General features: G+C 38.7%; 11 protein-coding genes and 1 pseudogene. 4 read left to right on the top strand and 8 right to left on the bottom strand.

What is annotated here, in order from left to right; translation table 11 throughout:
- Positions 1-60: 60 nt before the first annotated feature.
- The 4 genes from AC1DUW_RS00945 to AC1DUW_RS00930 all read right to left on the bottom strand — a co-directional run bounded on the left by AC1DUW_RS00945 (position 61) and on the right by AC1DUW_RS00930 (position 8,328).
- The gene (locus AC1DUW_RS00945) at positions 61-3,357 is read right to left on the bottom strand and encodes a 5'-nucleotidase C-terminal domain-containing protein (protein ID WP_477641810.1); all 3,297 of its coding nucleotides are present in this window, start codon (positions 3,355-3,357) and stop codon (positions 61-63) included.
- A gap of 429 nt (positions 3,358-3,786) precedes the next feature.
- Positions 3,787-5,793 (bottom strand): penicillin-binding transpeptidase domain-containing protein, encoded by a 2,007-nt coding sequence (locus AC1DUW_RS00940; RefSeq protein ID WP_477641809.1) that lies wholly within the window; start codon positions 5,791-5,793, stop codon positions 3,787-3,789.
- A gap of 155 nt (positions 5,794-5,948) precedes the next feature.
- The gene (locus AC1DUW_RS00935; protein WP_477641808.1) at positions 5,949-7,391 is read right to left on the bottom strand and encodes a hypothetical protein; all 1,443 of its coding nucleotides are present in this window, start codon (positions 7,389-7,391) and stop codon (positions 5,949-5,951) included.
- A gap of 619 nt (positions 7,392-8,010) precedes the next feature.
- Entirely contained in the window at positions 8,011-8,328 is a 318-nt protein-coding gene (locus AC1DUW_RS00930) for a hypothetical protein (protein ID WP_053348526.1), read from the bottom strand.
- A gap of 541 nt (positions 8,329-8,869) precedes the next feature.
- Here AC1DUW_RS00930 and AC1DUW_RS00925 point away from each other — a divergent pair.
- The gene (locus AC1DUW_RS00925; RefSeq protein WP_053348525.1) at positions 8,870-9,763 is read left to right on the top strand and encodes a helix-turn-helix domain-containing protein; all 894 of its coding nucleotides are present in this window, start codon (positions 8,870-8,872) and stop codon (positions 9,761-9,763) included.
- Positions 9,764-9,998: 235 nt separating this feature from the next.
- On the opposite strand, the gene AC1DUW_RS00920 is transcribed toward AC1DUW_RS00925, so the two are convergent.
- Entirely contained in the window at positions 9,999-10,547 is a 549-nt protein-coding gene (locus AC1DUW_RS00920) for an REP-associated tyrosine transposase (protein ID WP_477641807.1), read from the bottom strand.
- A 132-nt stretch (positions 10,548-10,679) separates the two neighbouring features.
- On the opposite strand from AC1DUW_RS00920, the gene AC1DUW_RS00915 reads away from it, so the two are divergent.
- Positions 10,680-12,305 carry a hypothetical protein gene (locus tag AC1DUW_RS00915; protein WP_053348523.1) on the top strand — a complete coding sequence of 542 codons (1,626 nt, stop codon included), beginning with the start codon at positions 10,680-10,682 and terminating at the stop codon, positions 12,303-12,305.
- On the top strand, positions 12,298-15,270 hold the full coding sequence (locus AC1DUW_RS00910) for a DEAD/DEAH box helicase (protein ID WP_328114406.1): 2,973 nt from the start codon (positions 12,298-12,300) through the stop codon (positions 15,268-15,270). The genes AC1DUW_RS00915 and AC1DUW_RS00910 overlap by 8 nt, the downstream gene beginning before the upstream one ends.
- Before the next feature lie 238 nt (positions 15,271-15,508).
- Here AC1DUW_RS00910 and AC1DUW_RS00905 read toward each other — a convergent pair.
- Together AC1DUW_RS00905 and AC1DUW_RS00900 are read right to left on the bottom strand one after the other, a co-directional pair.
- Positions 15,509-15,646 (bottom strand): annotated as a pseudogene (locus AC1DUW_RS00905) (LysR family transcriptional regulator); the annotation flags it as partial.
- A gap of 260 nt (positions 15,647-15,906) precedes the next feature.
- Positions 15,907-16,515, bottom strand: coding sequence for a LysE/ArgO family amino acid transporter (locus tag AC1DUW_RS00900; RefSeq protein WP_477641806.1), 609 nt, complete (start codon positions 16,513-16,515; stop codon positions 15,907-15,909).
- A gap of 125 nt (positions 16,516-16,640) precedes the next feature.
- On the opposite strand from AC1DUW_RS00900, the gene AC1DUW_RS00895 reads away from it, so the two are divergent.
- Complete coding sequence (locus AC1DUW_RS00895) at positions 16,641-18,086, top strand: aminotransferase-like domain-containing protein (RefSeq protein WP_053348520.1); 1,446 nt, start codon at positions 16,641-16,643, stop codon at positions 18,084-18,086.
- 175 nt (positions 18,087-18,261) lie between these two features.
- Here AC1DUW_RS00895 and AC1DUW_RS00890 read toward each other — a convergent pair whose 3' ends face one another.
- The gene (locus tag AC1DUW_RS00890) at positions 18,262-18,681 is read right to left on the bottom strand and encodes a hypothetical protein (RefSeq protein WP_477641805.1); all 420 of its coding nucleotides are present in this window, start codon (positions 18,679-18,681) and stop codon (positions 18,262-18,264) included.
- Positions 18,682-18,739: the final 58 nt, after the last annotated feature.

The following is an 18,739-nucleotide window of genomic DNA, read 5'->3' as shown; positions in this document are numbered from 1 at the left end:
TAATATATTTAGCAAAGGAAAGCCTCCAGCAAAGCCGCTAGAAGGCCTTCCATAAAACTATTAGTCTATGAAATATGTGTTACCAAGAACAGTTACATTTTTAAGAACTACCTTATCAGCGTCAGTGCCCTTCAAGTGAAGATTTCCTGTGATTATAGCATTTTCGAGACTAGATACTCCTGTTATATCGACTACTATACTGCCTTTATGAGTTTTAGGGTCCTCTGCTGTACCATTGAACTCACTTGCTTTCACTTCTGTTTTAGCTTCATCGATGATACGTCCTTCAAGAGCTGGGGCAATTTTTTGGTCTTTCTGTACTTTGATATAATCTTGCAATACTTCCCAATCAACAAAGCCTAGCTCACTTACACGCCCTTCGCTGTATGCTTTTGCAAACATTGTGTAACCATCACCGCCTTTAGCAGTGAAAATATTCGTAGCAACCTGATAATTTTCATCATCTTTTAATTCTTCAAACATTCCATCTTTATAAACTTCCACACTTTGCACGCGAGACCCGGTGGCTTTTGTGTGGTCATATGTGAACCTTAGTCCGGAAACCTGCAGAAAACCGCCAAATGCAGAAGGAGCATCCTTCACGCTTAATTCAAGGGCAGATTTAATCTCTGAACCTTTTAAATCCATTACTCCCAATGAGTTACCAAAAGGAAGAATCTCAAAAATGTTTGCTAATGTAATGTTTCCAGCCTTAATTGTTGTACGAACGCCGCCTCCATTTTGAAGGGCAATAACTGTACCTGGTTTGTATTGTTGTGCTTTTGCAAGCATTCCGTCTGCAATAAAGTCACCCAGATTCGTTTCCCCTGTACGGGCTGCCGGATTTCCACCAATTAAGTCTACATCAGCAATGCCCACTACAAATTTCTGCATATCTTCGACCGCTGGCTTGTATTTAGTATTAAGGATATTTAAGGCTTCCTCATCATCTTTAATAACATAGGATTTATCTGCATTTTGTTTATTTAAATCTATTAACTTACCATCATTAGCAATAACCTTTCCAGCTTTATCGAACTCTACATCCAATTGCCCTAGATAATTGCTATATTCATTAGCCTGAACAATGACAGTAGGCTCCTCTCCTGCTTCTGTATTAACAACAGTTGGTTTTTCTAATTTATCATGGGAATGCCCGCCGACAATTACATCAATTCCTTTTACTTTTTCTGCTAGAGTCAAATCGTTATCTCCACCGCCATCGTTAAAGCCAAGATGGGTAAGTGCAATGACTTTATTAACGCCTTGTTCTTCTAAGCTATTAACGGTTTGCTGGGATTTTGCAAGATATTCTTCAAACTCAACCCCCGCTCCCGGGCTTGAGATATCTTTTGTTTCAGCAGTTGTAAGACCGAATATCCCAACCTTTTCCCCATCAATACTCTTCACGATACTACTGTATATTTCGCCGCTTTTTGCAGTTTGTGTGCTTTCTCCCTTAAAGTAAGATTTGAGATACGTATCATTTGAAAGGTTAACATTTGCACTTACAAATGGAAATTTTGCATTTTTAACAAAATCAGCCAACTTTTCTGTACCAAGATCAAATTCATGGTTCCCAAAAGTCATTGCATCATATCCAATTAAATTCATGAACTCAAGATCAGCTTGTCCAGTATATTGGTTGAAATATAGTGTTCCAGAAAAGACATCTCCTGCATCTAAAAGCAATGAGTTTTGGTTTTCCTTTCTCACTTCTTTAATTGCTGTAATGCGCCTAGCGATATTATCCAAATGCGCATGTGTATCATTTGTATGCATGACCGTTAATTCAAAGTTCTCATTAGTAACAGTAATTGTTTTGGTTGCCGAAGTTTTAGTAGCTTTGTGAATTAATGTTACGTCTATTTGGTCTCCTGCTTTCAGGTCATTCGCTCCATCAACTTTTGTTAATACGAGTTGACCATCAGTGTTTGAAACTTCTTTAGCTCCTTTAACACTTACTTCAACAGTCTCAAATTTTGTTACATCTTCACCATATTGGTTAACAACCTTATATCCAACGCTAACTTGCCCACCTTCAATTGGAGCTTTCTCAGAAAGGATTTCGATACCTTTTACTTTTTCATCTTCTGTTTTAACTGAACCAGAAACTACTTTGTCTTGAGCTAAACCAGATACGTTAACTACGTATTCACCTTTTGTAATTTTAGATGTAAGTTCGATTGTTGCTGTTTTCTTGTCTTCGCTGAAAGTTACTTTTGAATCGTTAACTATACGTCCGTCCTTTTTCAACTCAAATAATGCTTTTGTATCATCAACAGCCTTGTTGAATTTAACTTCTAAGGTTTTAGAAGTGATCGCACTCACTTTCTCAACTTTAACTGTAGCTTCTTTAACTACAACTGTAATTACTAAGTCTTTTGCTTTGTTACCATTAGAGTCAGTTGCTGTGTAAGTTACTTTGTATACTCCGGCAACATTAGTATCAATTTTAGTCGCTCCTTTTGGCCCTTTAATTTTATATGTTACGTACACTTTATTAAGCTTGTCTTCTGCTGTTACTTTAGGAAGCTTGAAATTTTCTCCCATTTCTACTTCGAATTTAACTTCACCTTTGTAAGTAAATTTTGGTGCTTCTTTGTCAGTTGCTTGGTCATATTTAGTTTGAACTTTTTTTGCATAGTCTTTAATTGCTTTGCCTAAGTCTTTTTTAGTATCTACTTTAATTTTCGAAGCAGTTTTAATTCTATCCGCTGCTGTTTTTGTATCTCCTTTATTCAGCCAGTACTCTGCTTTTTCATAGTAATAGTAAGCTTTGATTTCTCCTTGCAAAGCAGTTTTAGTAGCTGCTGTGAATTGAGCGTAAAGAAGTTTTTCAATTTTCGCACCGTATACAGTGTCTTTAATATTTTTGTCTGTTTTTTTAACAGAAGCATCAAGAGCATTGTATTTATTCTTTACATCTGTTGGCTTTTGAGCAATCGCAGCAGCGTTTAGTTTAGTAAGATCACTTTTAAGCGTTTTTTTGGCTTTTTCAGCTGCTTTGTAGCCTTTTACATAGCCTTCAGCACGTGTGATATATTTTTCGTAACCTTTAAGTTCTTTGTAATAAGCATCTTTCTTAGCTTTGCTATTGCTTGAATTCTTTATTGAATTCTTCACATTCGTGTATTCTTTTTTAGCAGATTTAATTTGTTTTTCAACAGTTGTCACATTTGCTAATTTTTTAGCGTCGAAGTAAGTGCTAAATGGTTTTTTCATTGCTGCTTTTGCATTTTTAACTTGAGTCGCAATGCTAGTAGACGCCTCTGATTGTATTGGTGCAACAGCAGTGAATGCTGATGCGGCAATTGCAGTTGCCGTTGCTAGTTTAATTGCTTTCTTCTTATTCATATAGAATGTGTTCTCCCTTCCAATATCTAAAATAGTGCACTAGGTACTAATAGAGTAAAAAATAACAACGACTTACGAAACAAACAATTCAGCACTAATTAACCCCTTCACAACTCCTATTTTAAGTACCAATGTTAAAAACTAGTTCTATAAAACTATATAAACACAATCATTTTTTTACCAATTTATCCTTGTAAATCTACAATAATACAATTATTTTGAAATTTCTACCTTTATTATAATAATTTTAAGTTAAAGTTTTTGTTATTACTTCCAATTATCTCTCTTATTAATCAACTATAATTTGTGATGATTTATTATTTCATTAATTAATATTTAAAAGAGTTTTGTTTTTATATGTTATCAATTTGTAATAGGAATATAGATACATAAAAAAGGCACCTACTACCAGTAGGTGCCTTTCCTTATTCATTTCAAGTATTTCTTCAAGATCGGTTTCATTTGATCGACAGCTAAATGGCTCCCGCCGCGTCCTTTTACATCTTCAATCATCCATGCCATAAGAAGTTCTGGATCTTCCGTGTCCATAGCGACGAACCAGCCGTTTTCTGTTCCGTTGGAGTTTTTGGAAGCCTTTATTTCAGCGGTTCCTGTTTTGGCTGCGATTTTGATGCCAAGATCATTTATGCCATGACCGCTTCCCTTAGGATGTTCCACTACTTGTGTCAACATCTTAGTGATCTGATTCGCTTGATCAGCTGATATGACTTTTTCTTTCCATATTTTCTTTTCAGTTTTATTGCCTGTTATTAACGAAGGCTTAAGGATGTTTCCTTCATTTAAGAATGCTGAGTACGTCATAGCCAAATGAAGCGTACTCATTTGAATTTGCGCTTGACCATATCCAGCATCTGCCAGGCGCCCTTCACTGTCCACTTTACCAATGCTCGATGCCTTGATCGGGTAGTCGTAGTCCAATGCATCATCAAAGCCAAATGCTTTGAGTCCACTTGTGAATTTGTCCTTACCAAGGCCAAGTGCTTTTTGGGCAAAATAAATATTATCTGAATAAATTAACGCTTTTTCCATATCGATTGCTACACCGGGATCAGCGACTCTTGTGATGGAATGGTCTTTCCAAGTCGACTTGGCCCACGTTTTCCCTTGGATATTGATTGACTCATTCGGATCCACACCATTTTTCAAAGCTATCGCCGCAGTTATTGCCTTAATAGTTGAACCAGGTGCAAAGGTTGAACTGAATCGATTCAGAAGCGGCTTATCCGGATCTTCTTCAAGCGCTTTTTGTTCGGCTTTTGTTATTCCGAATATATATTTGTTAGGATCAAATGACGGGCTTGAGACAAGCGCCAGCGTTTCGCCGGTCTTTGGGTCAAGTGCTGTAGCTGACCCTGCTTCTTTTTCGTATTGCTTAAAGATATCCTTTTGAAGCTCAGCGTCAATGGTTAATGTAATTGTTTCTCCTTCTTCAGCTGGCTTTTCAGCTATGACTTTTTCTTCGCCATTTTCTGTCTTAATATAGATTTTACCGCCTGGCTTTCCTTTCAGACGTTCTTCTAAAATTTCCTCGAGACCACGCTTGCCGATAACGTCACTTGCGGTATAGCCCTTGCCTTTCAATCTTTCCAGGTCTTCCGCTGACGCCTCACCGACATATCCGATTAGGTGGGCAGTTGCATCTTTATAGGGATATATACGATCCTCTGTATTATTGACCGAGACCCCAGCAATGCTTAACAGTTTTTCCAAGGTTGCGGTGTTATCGGATGACATTTTCTTGATAGGCACAAAATAGCTAGGCTGCACCCATGATTGGTTCAATTTCTGATTCACTTCATCCGTAGACATGTTGAGAATTCCAGCAACCTTCTTAACAGTCTCAGTTTCATTGGCCATTTTCTCTGGTACGATTCCTATTTCTGCAACGTTACCATTCATTGCAAGACCACGTTCATTTCGATCAACAATTTCCCCGCGTATTGCCGGGTACGATTCAACTGAAATTTTTTCATTAGCTTCTAATTCAGGGAAGATATAGCTTTCATCCCACTTGACATACCAATTTTCTTCCTCATCTCCCTCTTCTTTGACAAGGGTTGCCTTATGATCAGAGCTAATCGCTCCCGCCATTGTTTCCATATCAACTGTATAGGCAAGATTTACTTTTTTTGCATCTTTATGATTTTTTTCTTCTTTTGGCTGTTTATAGTCCACTTTTAATTGGTCGACCTCAATGCCCTTATAGATTTTTTCATAGCGCTTCGCAAATTCATCTGCACTGACTTTTTCCTTTGTATCAGATGACAGATACTCATACATCTTCGTATAATCCTGTTTATTCCAAAGCTTCGTGTAAGTCGAAAAGCGCTCTTCTGGACTAGGCTCATCCGAGCAGCCTGCCAAAAACAATACGCTCATCAACAAAAAGCTGGAAAATAATGCTAGTTTCTTCATGATTTCCTCCTAATGAATAGTTAGAATGGTACACATATAGTTTATCAAAATATTAGAGAAATGGGGGAATTTGTATGACTAATTTCTTCATTTTACTAATTTCCCGTGTTTATGCTAAAGCAAAAGTCCTGTACTTAAGTACAGGACTCCTACAATTAAAGCATTTTCTTTTTTCGACTCCTTTTCTCTTGCAGCCATTTTTTCAGGAAGAAAAAGCCCAATAAACTGGAAATAACAAGACCAGTTGTCGTTACAAAGACGGCCACCCATTCATATATGGTGTAATTCATATACTCTTTCCATGTTAATTTCCCTTTCCAATCTTCAATATATAGATTCATCCCGAAAATTCCGGAGATAACGGTGTAAATCGTGAGGATTTGCAAGAGATAATTACTGCTTTTCCCAGCTAGTTTATCCTGATTCTGATAGAGATAGGAAAGTGTTTCTTTTACTTCTTTATAAAGCGGGGCAATCCTAAAGGTTTCATCCGTCATTTTAAATAGCTCTTTCCCAGTGGCCGTACTGTTGACTTCGGTAAATAAGTATTTTGAGGAAAACTCGGTGATCATGAAGATTAGCTGTTCTGTACTTGATTGGTCTTTTTCCACATCAATTCGGGAGTGTTCATGTGCCAATTTCAGAAGGACTATTTTATAATAGAAGTAAAGCAACACCGCATAAAAGTGCTGGCCGTACATTTCGCTTGCGAGTTGCTGTTCAAGCTTGCCTGTCGCTTTCGTGACACAGGCAAAATGATACACGCTTGTTACAAAATAGGTTTCCTTCGCCCACCTGTCATATACCCTATCCTGACAATACCGTTCGATGTAATCGGGATTTGACGCACCGATATAGGGCTCACCATCACTATCATACCCATTCAGCTCACTAGCACGGTACAAATCATTTTTAGAAATACTACGATACTCAGGGAGTGCAATATAGCTAATTACATACATTCTTTCATCAATAAAAAAGGGTAAGCTTCCGAAATAAGACGGATCGGCTTGTTCTTCGTCTATATACTCTTCCAGCGGTGGAAGTAACTCTTTGAAGATAAAATCCTTCACCTGTTTATATTCATTTTTCATACAGCCGATTTTCGTTTTCTCTTCGTCATCGGCAATTGGTTCGAGGATTCGGAACGTGTCGCCAAAATAGAGCACATCATTGTATGAAAGCCCCTCCGGCAACGTAACACGGAGATTCATCATGCCAATATGAAATGGGCATATAAAGATATCAATTGAGTTAATAATAAAAGGGGTATTTAAATACGGTGATTCGAAGGTGCACCCAACATCCAGTTTTTTTGTAAAACGTCGCAATCCTTCCTTCTGCTTTGAACTGCTTGGAAACAAAATCGGCTCAATGTACGGCATAAAGTATTTTTCTAATTTACGGTGTAAAACTTTGTGGTCTCCATAAAATCCACCTTGCTGATTCATATCTTTCAAGTTCAAAAATACGAAATTGTCCTCTAGCAAATTTTCCACAAAAGTTTCAATCTTATTTCCATCAAGTGTGAATGGAAAGATAAACTGCTGAAAGGAACACTTCGTAAGATCATTTTTATTATTTATCACATTCATCATCTATTCCTCCGCTTAAACCGGGATGGTCCAGGTTTAATTCATCTTGCTTCTTAATTTTTACCCAGGCATACAAAAACAAAACGAAACATATTGTAAAAATAAAGTGGACAAAGTATCCGCCAACAAAAAAAAGATCCCCCAAGCATGAGCCTGGGGGCCATCGAAGAGCGTCTTTCAACTCTCCTCACTTTAGGGTACTAGAAACTGATGTTTCTAATGAAAATCCGATATTCGGAACATTTTAGCATTTATTTTTAGTAGAATAAAACACGAAAATGCACCTTATTTAAGCATTACAGCGTATTGGATGGTAATAAATTCTATTATACTGAGGTTTTCAGACGAAAATATAACTATAGGAATATTTAAGTTTTCCCCACCCTATCTTTTATATACGGTCCTACTTATCCGTTAAATTCACGTTTTAGATGAAATGAAAAAGGGTAAAAACCCAGAAAAGGAGCGACATCATGAAATCTAATAACAACAAACATCAATTCATATTAATTGAAAAAAATACCTCAAAAACAAGTGACAGAAAACGAATGAGTGAAAATGTCAAAATTCTCAATTAAACAGTAAAAACTCATGACACGTATATGTCATGAGTTTTTACTGTTTAAAATGCAATTTCATTTCCAAGATGGTTGTGCCTTACGCACTTTTTGATACCGATTACGTCCAAAAAATGTTGAATTTTCTTCATAGATGTTGCCTGATATTCATCTACTATAGAAAATTCTTTAATATAAGCGATTTTTTCCTGTATATCTGTATCTATATTATCTTGGTTGTATCCTTTTTCGTTTGATTTTTTGCATGTGTATACCACAGCTTCACCGATCTTTTTGGTTGCCTTATCAAAATAAAAAGAAAACACAATGGCACATTCTTCATCGTAAAAAGAGGGCTGAACTTTCATATTAATATCAATCATTAACCTTACACCTCTCTCCGTTTTGTTATTTATACTATAACAAAATTAATAAAAGGAAATAGGCGTTCCAAACTACGCTTACGTTTCTTCTACCCGTACCAATTGGACCTTTTATTCCCAATCCGTAGATAATTATAACTAAAGGAATATGCGCAAAAGAATAATCTCCAAAAGAACAAAAAAAACATCTTCGAATGAAGATGCTAGAAAGAGCAAAATTAAAGTTCGATTCTTATTTATATAAGCCTGGAAGTTCTGCGTATAGGCCTGGTAATTCGTTTGGAACAATCACAAAAGCAGCGATGATAAGAAAAGATACGACTAATGCTTTAGTACTTTTTTTCATAGGTCATTCCTCCTTTTTTACAAAAAAATATTGGTTAAAATAGAAATTAATTCTATAGTTATATTTAACCACACTTCTTAAAATCATATATATCGACTACAGAATCTATTTAAACCGTTAAGGACAGGTATATACAGCTTTTACCGATTTTTCATAACAAAATATAACTCTAGGCATATTTTAAGGAGAATCAAAATGGATTTTTTTGCAGTTGGACAAAAAATAAAAGAACTACGCAAACAAATCGGACTTTCACAGGAAGAGTTAGCATCCGGTATTTGTACACAAGCACAGATTAGCAAGATTGAAAAAGGTGATGTCTATCCATACGCGTCCACTCTCTATCTAATTTCTCAACGCTTAGGAGTGGATGTGAATTATTTTTTTGATATTGGCATGACACCTAGACTGGATTACGTAGAAGAAGTGATCCATCAACTAAAAATAGCCAGAAGAACCCGAAATTATGAGGAAATGCAACAAATTGTGAAGACTGAGGAAAACAGTCCACTATTTCTTCAGAACAAAAAGAATCATCAGCTGATTCTTTGGCACAAGGGCATCTATGAATACGAAAAAAATAAAGATCTAGATAAAGCTATTGAATTTATTAAACAAGCCATTGCTATTACTCATACTACGGATAAAATTTATTCGGAACGGGAGCTCGAAATTTTAAGTAGTCTCGGAGTGATGTACGTTGCCGAAGAACAATACGAAAATGCGTTTGCCTTGCTTCAGAAGGCACTTGATCATTTGAAAGCCCTTCCTATCCTAACAGATAAGACGCTAAAGACACGTTTATCCTATAATTTTGGTAGAGTGTTAACACGATTAGTCCGATACGAAGAGTCTATTACATGCTGCCGCGATGCGATAAAATGGTGCTTGGAACATGATCAATTATATGCTTTAGCCGATTTACATTACCATTTAGGCTACAACCTTGAACTGGTAGGTAACTATAAAGAAGCAAAAGAATATCTAGAAAAGTCTGCATTTCTCTTCACGTTACAAAAGAATCATACATTTGCTACGTTTATCAACAAAAGACTGGATAGTTGGAAGAATGAAATGAAAATAAACTAAAACTATATTAAAAGGCCATTCCCCACACGGGAATGGCTCTTCACATTTACGAATTCACAAAGCAAATACACAAGCTCTCATGTCCATATTCCAAAACCTGTATTCCTCCATTTCAAATTCCAAGCCAAAATGAAGTATAATAAAGAGATGCTTCAAAAAACCACTCGGGAAATGGGGTCTGACCCCTGTCCCATTGCTCAAAAACCCTGTACTTTCAAAGGTTTTCTGGTCTTTTTTATGGATGGGAAATAGGGTCTGACCCCCTCATTACGTATTCTTCGTAGTTCTGTGGGGTTTGAAAGTAATGAAGGATTTGTGTGGGGTTGACGTGCATGTTTGGTTTCCCTATTTGGAAGGCTTTATAGCTGCTCCACTTATATTCAGCGGGGTTTTTGACGATATTGGCTTTTACAGGGTTTAAATGAATATAACGGCTTGTAGTAGTGAATTGTTCGATTGATTCGATTAAGACGGAATGATAACGGCCTTGGAAAAGGTGTCCATCGTGGTCATGACGCCTATTGAAGGAGATAGCATAGCGGGAGTTCAACTTATGCATAATATCGCTGATGGGGTGCTGCATCGTTTCGAGGAGAAGATGAACATGATTGGTCATTAGGCAATAGCTATGAAGCTCGAAGAAATATTTTTCTTTCGTTTCCTTTAAATGATGCAGATAACGAAGTCGGTCCTTGTCGTCTAAAAAAATGTTACTGTGGCGATTGCCACGGCTTGTAATATGGTACATCGCACCAGGGTACCATATCCTCGGTTTACGAGGCATAAAACATCATCCTTGCCTATTCCGGGAAATAGGGTCTGACCCCTATCCGGTGTTGTTAAAGTACTGATAGATCAATGATAATACAAAAATATAATTTCGGGAAATGGGGTCTGACCCCTAAAGGAGGAGAGTATGGAGCGGGAGTTGTTGTTTGTTGGGGAGCGACTGGCAGGATTTTTGGATGCCGGGAATTCGGATGATTCGGATGTGGTAAATCAAGGGCTTCAATTGTACCGTCAGGGGCTTGTTGATCTTAAAGAGGAAGCGGTGGATACAATTACTGCTGAGGTGCAGGATGTCACTCGCTATAAGGCAAGGTTGAATCTTCTCTTCCCTCAGGATGGAAGCTGTACATGTGATTCCAGGTTTATTTGCCGGCATCAAATGGCGGTTTTCTTTTCTGCGTATTCGGAATACGCTAGTGTTTCCGATTGGTTAAGCGAATGGAACGCACCAAAGAATACCACACCCGCCCAAGCTTTACAGCAAGTAAAGCGGGCAAGTGAATTACTTAAACAAGTAGAGGAGAAATCCATTATCTTAGATAAAAGCTATCCATCATGGAAGCAATTCGTGAACGATACCTTCACGGAACAAGTAGAGCCTCATTTAGGCGCACCAACTTATGTGATTGAAAATCACATACAGACCTACTTTAAACGTCTCAGCTCCAAGGCCCCCATGGAACGGGAATGGAAGCTACTTTATCATTTTGTTACACAATTTTGCACAATGCAGCTGACACTGAGAATGATTCAGTTACATAAAAGTCAGACGCAAACGATCCGTGTCTTTTATGCACTGGCCGTCGATCTTGCAGAAGAGCTGCATGAAACGGTACAGCCGCTTAGTCGACAGGCACGCCCCTTTGCCTTTGATCCTTTCGTTTTCAGCATCAAAGAAGATGTAGCGAAGCTACTGAATGGCGGGGAAGGCCTAGAATATGAAAAGATCGATCTCTATCGGGAGATTTGGAGCTTTTTGTTCACCACGTCCTCATGGCGTAAAAAGGAACTCGAACGGGTCAAGAAAGAACTTCCAGAACAGTATTTAGGTACGACTGAGCGTACCTCCTATTCTCTAGCAGCGATTCACCTATCCCTGCTAGAGAATCAGGATCATCAGGCGATTGAACTTCTCCATGAATTGAAGAAGGAAGCCTGTCCGTATATCTTTTATTGGCTGACTCTCCTGTCTGAATCAGACAACCGTTCACGGGCCATTCCTTTCATTGAGTTCATCATCGCTCATGTACAGGAGTTTTTGGAGGATCTGTCTGATTATTATCAGCGGGTGGATTTCGTTCGGACCTTTACGACTTTGATTAGCAGCTGCTGCTATAAGTTAAAGCGGACCGATTTGCTTGAAAAATTTTACCGGGCTACCCTTCCACACAGCTATTGGAACTACGCAAATTTCCTTTTTGAACAAGGACAATATAAAAAATGGGTGGAGATGCATATTTACTCAGATATCAGCATTGATTTAATCAGCAGTGAATCCATTAAAGAAGTGGTCTCTAAGGAACCTGAACTAATCCTGCCCCTTTATTACCATGCGGTTCAGGAAAAAGTGTCCTTGAAAAACCGTCCTGCCTATAAGCAAGCTGTTCGCTATTTAAAAAAGATGCGCACTATCTATAAAAAGAGTAAAAAAGAAGACGTATTCGAACGCTATATTCTATATGTAGCCGATTCAACGAAACGGCTACGCGCTTTCCAAGAAGAACTAAAAAGGGGTAAGCTAATCGATGTTTAATCCAGGAAAATTAAAAATCAAAATAGCGGCTCTCGAAAACGGAACCTACGTCCTTGGTGTCGTCAATGAAGAGAATAGCTTTCTCAACACGAATTATATTCGCAGACTGTTATTTAATTGGGATGACGCCAGCTTTTACGGTACTAAAATGACGACCGATACGATAGAAGGAAATCCAGTTTTCATTCTTGACGCTTGGGGTCTGCTCAATTTTTTTGCGAAGGAAAGCTTTAACTCCTTCATTGAATGGGAATGGTCCGAGATTTCCTCCCTTTGCCTGTCTGCAGCACCTGTTCTCCATGAATCCATTGAAGCAGGAATTCCCGTACCGGATTTCACTAATTTACAGTTGGACTCAATCGGCTGGAAGCTGCCGGAAGAAGTAGAGGAGGAATTTGTTCCTTCCTTTTGGGAAGAAGAAATCTCCTTGGACCTTCCTACACATGAAATGGAAACCAATCGAACTTTTATCGAGAAGTGGTATAATGGTGCCGCGAATATGTATTTAAAAAACTACTCACCGATGCAGCATAAATGGAGCGAAGCTGTCGGAGCATTAAAGGATTCACGACTTTCTCCTGAAGAATTGCAGGCCTTTTTCGACAAAGACAGCTGGCAGGAGTGGCTCGGCGCCCAGCATGATCCTAAACCATTCACTATAGGACTTCGGTTAACTGAGCCCCCGGATGGTGATGGACCTTGGATACTCGATGTCACCCTTCGTTCCAAAAGAGATGAGAATATCATCGAAACATATACAGGAAAAAAACTGCCGCGTGGCTGGAATAAGTACGCAAGCGATGTGGTGCGTGCTACTAAACGCTGGCAACTCGTCGTGCCCTGGCTTGGAGAGAATGGTCGTCTAAAAAGAGAGCTTTCGGAAACCGACGCATGGGAGTTTTTGACCGATGCTAGCGAAAAATTACTGTTTCTTGGTGTTGAAATTCTCCTTCCATCCTGGTGGCTAGCCCTGAAAGAGTCCACTCTCAAGGTGAAAGCAAAAGTAAAAAGCCAATCGAATCGGGGCCCCTCTTACGTTGGCCTTAAAGCTTTAATGGACTTTGATTGGCGGTTCTCCCTGAATGGTAAAGAGCTCACTGAGGCGGAGTTCGAGGAGCTCGTCAATGAAAAACGCAGACTCGTTTATATTCGTGGCCAATGGGTTAAACTCGACCCAGCTTTCATTAAGCAAATTCAGGAACTGATGGAAACAGCCAATGAAAAAGGTATTCAATTGTCGGATTTGCTTCAGCAAGAGTTATTGAACAGCACAGAAGTGGATGGCGATGATGATTCAGAAAACGACGAAATGCTCCGAATTCAATTTGAATTGAATCAGGAGCTTCGTAAAATGGTGGGAAGACTGCAGGAAACAAAAAACATTTCCATCCTGCCCATTCCTAAGACACTTCAAGGCGATTTGCGTCCCTATCAAAAACTCGGCATGAGCTGGCTGCTTTTTTTAAGAGAGCATGGTTTTGGAGCTTGTCTTGCAGACGATATGGGGCTCGGGAAAACCGTTCAGATGATTGCCTACCTACTTCATGTGAAGGACACTGAAGGAGCCCTTAAGGAGCTCCCTATTGCCTCGAAGGATGAACAAAAGAGTGAACCGATCATTGTCGACGAAGAAAGTAACACGGAGAGCAGCGATGAGGTAGAAATAATTACCTCCATTCCAGAACTTGTTTCAGTTCAATCAGCCCTTATCGTCTGTCCAACATCCGTTCTTGGCAACTGGCAAAAAGAATTAGAAAAATTCGCGCCCACACTTAAGGTTCATCTTCATTACGGATCTAATCGAGCTAAAGGTGAAGCCTTTGCTAAAAAAGCAGCGGGCCATGATATCGTTTTAACTTCATATGGCCTGACCCACCAAGATGTGGCTGAACTGTCTTCCATCCATTGGAGCAGTGTCATCCTTGATGAAGCACAGAATATCAAGAATGCCCAAACAAAGCAATCCAAGGCGGTTCGCAAGCTTAATGGCAGTCATCATATCGCCTTAACGGGTACGCCAATGGAAAACCGTTTAAGCGAATTATGGGCAATCTTTGACTTTATTAACAAAGGCTATCTTGGAACACTTGGTCAATTCCAGGAAAAATATGTGGCGACCATCGAACGTGAAGAACAGAAGGGTAAAATTAAGGAATTACAGCGCTTGATTCAACCATTCTTGCTCCGCCGGACAAAACGTGATAAAGAAGTCGCTCTGAATCTTCCGGATAAGCAAGAGCAAAAGGAATTCGTTCCGCTTACCACCGAGCAAGCATCACTGTATGAACAGCTAATCAAGGATACCTTTACTGATATCGAACAGCTGTCGGCCTTTGAACGAAAAGGCATCATACTGCAAATGCTTAATAAACTAAAGCAACTTTGCAATCACCCTGCTCTTTATTTAAAAGAGACGGAAAAAGAAAACATCCTGAAGGCACCTAACCGCTCTGGCAAACTTGAGAAACTGACTGAGCTTGTCGACGCTGTCCGCGAACAAGATGAAAGCTGCCTCATTTTCACACAATATATTGGGATGGGCAACATGATGAAGGAATTGTTAGAAAAACGGTATGGCTTTGAAGTTCCCTTCCTGAATGGGAGTGCGAACAAAAAGCAACGTGATGATATGATTACTCGATTCCAAGATGGAGATTTTCCAATCTTCATTCTATCGTTAAAAGCAGGTGGCACAGGACTTAATTTAACAGAAGCAAACCACGTCATTCACTATGATCGCTGGTGGAATCCAGCTGTTGAAAATCAAGCTACAGACCGTGCCTATCGAATTGGACAACAGCGGTTCGTTCATGTTCATAAGTTAATATGCACAGGGACACTGGAAGAAAAAATCGACCAGATGCTTGATAAAAAGCAAGCACTAAACGACGAAATTATCAGTAGTGACAACTGGATCACTGAACTTTCCACAGAGGAAATAAAGGACTTAGTTGCACTTCAATAATGTACTCACACTCAAAAAAACCTCTCACGATACGAAGAATGAATGAGGGCAGGGTGTTAGCTTATTAAGACATAAAAAAAAGGGAGAATACATATTCGAGATGTATTCTCCTTTTTCATTCAAAAAGCGCCGATTAATACTGCAATTTTTAACTCTTAAAAACCTTTCATAGCTAGCAAACTAGTCTATAACTTTCTCGGATCCAGTTTATTTAAAGCAATCCTTGCTTTAACCCTGTTCATTCATCAAAGAACCCTTCTCCTAATAGCGTAAGGAATGATTGCAACACGGAATATACACATCTGGATCTATGATAGATAGCATGACTCTTTATAAATCCTGGTACTTCGATTGGCTTGAACGCAAATTGGTTTTTTTACAATTCTCTTTCGCAACACGAAGGCTAGAGAAGAATATCGTTTAAAAAGAAGAGCTTGAGTTATCACCAGAAATGGAAAGGGAGATAATGAAAACAGATCAAAACTATCATGTAAGGCTAATACATGAATTTGCATAGTTTTAACTGCAAATAAGAAAGGGAAATTGCATTTCCTACTTAAATATAGATTATCCAACTGGGTAATCTACTTCTTTTCCAGATTAGTTAAGTTCGAATTCAGATGCCATTTATCTGTTTCAAAACATCGATTTCACCATATAGAGAGCCGTAATCCAGATGATGATTGCAGAGGTTTTATTTAATATTTCAAGGAATTTTCCAGATGTATCAACCTTTTTTAGCAATCGTCCCGCAAGACATAATCCATGGAACCAGCACCATGATACCACGATGCATGTTGCCGTGAAAATCATTTTATCCGTTCCGGAATAAACAAGTGAACTCGAACCGATTACACCTATCGTATCTAAGATTGCATGTGGATTCAGTAGTGATACGGATAAAGCAAATACAATTTGTTTTTTGGTGGACATCTGTATAGTTTGAGCATCTGACCGTGAGTTCGCTTTGGCGAACCAAATCTGAAAACCCATATACAATAAAAATATAACTCCGATTATGATTAATGTAAGACGCAACCAATCATATTGCATGACAATCAACGAAACACCTAGAATAGCTAACAGAATGAGTACTGTATCACAAATGGCAGCTGTGATCGTTGCAGGCAATGCTTTTTTTAAGGTAAGTTGGGTTGCTCCTTGATTAAAAATAAATATATTTTGCACTCCTAATGGCAGTATCAGCCCTAATGCCAATAACAATCCATGAAAAAATGGTCCCATACGAATACCTCCCTCCATTCATATTCAGTATAATGAAAAAAACAAGGGGATTGACCATCCATTTGGTTGGTTTTCAATCCAACCAATTTATAATGAATATAGAACATGAAAGGAGTGGTTTTCGTATGTTTATCGAATGGAGACCAAACCGGCCGTCCAACCAATCTCTTCACCAACAAATAGTAGATTGGATGAAACAACAAATTACACGAGGGGAATGGCCAGTTGCTACCAAGCTTCCATCACAACGCTCATTGGCCGATTCTTTTGGCGTAAACCGAAGTACCATCATTACAGCTATAGATGAGTTGATTGCAGACGGACTATTAGAAACTAAGGTTGGGTCTGGCACATTCGTTTCGAATAACACATGGAATGTGCTCGTCTCCAGCAAACAGCCCGACTGGAAAAACTATGTCCGGAATGGCCTTCATGAACCTAATTTAAAAACGATTCAGGACATTAATCAGTATGAAACAGACATTGCCATCATCAGATTAGGCACAGGCGAACTTTCTCCATCTCTATTGCCTACAAAAAAAATCGAAAAGACGTTGCAATCCACTTCTTTTGATGCCCACTCATTAGGTTATTCTGAACCCAAGGGTGATAAAAGGCTTCGCCAATGTATAAGTGTTTATTTAGAAACAAAAGGGGTCAACGCAAGCCCCAGCTCCCTCATGATCGTTTCTGGTGGGCTTCAAGCACTCCAATTGATTTCAGTTGGTTTACTTCAAAAGGGATCAATGGTTTTACATGAATCCCCTTCCTATATAAATTCTGTTCATCCTTTTCAATCTGCGGGTATGCACTTAGTAGGCTTATCAAAACAAGGCCGAGAAAGTATTCCCACACAAATAAAGCGCATCAATGGAAGGAAGAAAGCGTCACTGTTTTATACTGTTCCAACGTTTAACAATCCAACCAATACTACATGGACAAAAGAGGAAAGACTAAACCTCTTATCCATGTGTAAAAAAGAACAGATTCCGATTATTGAAGATGACGTATATAGTGACTTGTGGTTTGAAAAGGAACCGCCGCTACCTATTAAATCCCTTGATACAGATGGCCTTGTATTGCACATTGGCAGTATGTCCAAAACATTAAGCCCCGGATTGCGCATCGGATGGATTGCTGGTCCAATAACTGTGATTGAACGTTTAGCAGATATTAAAATGCAAATGGATTACGGGTCCAGTGCTCTTTCCCAACACCTTGTGGCAGAATGGTTAGCAAGTGATCAATATTCTAAGCATTTAGAGTGGCTAAGGCATGAGTTGATAGTACGTAGAGATTTTACATTAACTCTTCTCAATCAATATTTTAAGGGACTGGCTGAATGGCAAATACCTCAAGGCGGATTTTATATATGGTTAAAATTATGTAAACCAATTGTGAATCCAAACCTTTTCAAGCAAGCGCTAAAGGAGAACATACTCCTTAATCCGGGGTACATATATGAACCAAATAACAATACACATTTACGGCTTTCATATTCTTACGCCTCGGAGGAACAATTAGCTTATGGTATTCAAACCCTCTCAAAGATCATTCGGCGGTTGATTTAAATTCTTGAAGGATTCAGAAAGCCGACTCATCATGTTGAGACATAAATGGGAGCTGCCTGCAGCCCCATTCTTATTGACTGAACAATCAACAGGCAGTGGTAAGGAATCTTATCGAATTACTTCTCGAAAGTCACTAACCTTTCACTGCTTACTAAGAAAGTTAAAGAAGAGGATATCATGGAGTAGTGGCTTTCCTTTTTGCGTCCCACTCTTTCGGCCTGACTATGAAAAAAGAATGGTAATTTCCATGATTGATCATTATATGCTCTAGAATTGTAGTAAGCGCCTCTCCCTTATTCAGCTGATAATCCTCTGAAATTTCCTCAATGGTGATTTTTTCTTGATGAGGGTCATATTTGATTGATGTTTTAACAATACCCTTTTCAAATAGCGAAAGGGTAACCTCCTGACAAAGCGGATAATCGTGATAGGCTAAATCTGTGCGGGGTACTTTTTCAAATGGAGAATTAACATGTTGAAGTGTATCAAAGAAACTCGGTTTTGTAATTGATAACTGGTCACTTGCTCTTTTTTCAAATTTAATGGTAATTCCGCGACTATATACCTTTTTGTTCAAACCCTTTTTATAATTCATAGATACCCTCCTATTTAGATTGGTTCTTTATACCTAATTCCTTTATCTTCTATTATAT

Source organism: Peribacillus sp. P4_C12 (assembly GCF_056402095.1).
Note: the sequence above shows the minus strand (reverse complement) of the source record. Positions and strands in the feature narration are given on the sequence as shown.